This window comes from Aliivibrio sp. SR45-2, from assembly GCF_963890165.1.
GTDB lineage: Bacteria > Pseudomonadota > Gammaproteobacteria > Enterobacterales > Vibrionaceae > Aliivibrio > Aliivibrio salmonicida.
This window is the reverse complement of the sequence record NZ_CAWPRC010000082.1, coordinates 1-886: the sequence shown is the minus strand read 5'-3', so window position 1 is coordinate 886 and position 886 is coordinate 1. Positions and strand designations below refer to the sequence as shown.

General features: G+C 37.2%; 1 protein-coding gene. It reads right to left on the bottom strand.

What is annotated here, in order from left to right; translation table 11 throughout:
- Positions 1–8: 8 nt before the first annotated feature.
- Positions 9–886, bottom strand: an 878-nt coding sequence (locus tag AACV33_RS03830; RefSeq protein ID WP_182700742.1) for an IS3 family transposase, incomplete at its 5' end; no start/stop codon positions are given.

Sequence of the window (886 nt, the reverse complement as noted above, 5' to 3'; positions counted from 1 at the left end):
CGAACACTTTATTTTACAAATTTACTTTCAAATTCAAATGGACTCAAGTTGTTTAATGTTGAGTGACTGCGCTTACGATTATAGAAGATCTCAATATATTCAAATATGCCAGTTTGAACATCGGTAACTGTTTGATAATTCTTTGGGTAAATCAGTTCGACTTTTAGTCGACTGAAAAAGGATTCCATTGCTGCATTATCCCAGCAGTTTCCTGTTCGACTCATACTTTGGACGCAACCATTATCATTTATAAGTTCTTGATAATTGTTAGAACGGTATTGAACTCCTCGATCTGAATGAATGATTAAACCTTGTTTAATCTTTCTTCGACGGAAGGCCATTTTTAATGCATCTGAAATAAGAACCTCAGTCATTGAGTCGTCTAATGACCACCCAATTATTTTCCTTGAAAATAAGTCCATAACAACGGCCAGGTACATAAATTTATCATTAACCCAAATGTACGTAATATCTGTTGTCCAACGTTCGTTGGGGCTTTCAGCGGTAAAGCGCCGGTCTAAAATGTTGCCTACCACATTACGAGTTGATTCAACTCGTCGTCCATAACGGAAGCCTTTTCCGTTATGGGCTCTAATACCTCGAGCCTTCATGATCTTTGCTACATAATTAGTTGAACAAGGATATCCTAGCTTTACAAGCTCATTCCTAACTCTTCTAGAGCCGTATTTAGCCTCAAACTCAGCAAAGGTTGATAATATCTTCTTTTCAAAGTCTAGCCTCCTTTGGGAGGCTTTGCTGAGTGATTTATTATGCCATGCATAAAAACCAGTTGGAGATGCCTTTAAAACTTGGCAAAGAAAACGAACACTATAATGATTCCTAAAATCACGAATAAGAGCGTACTTTACTCTTGGTTTTTGGCAAA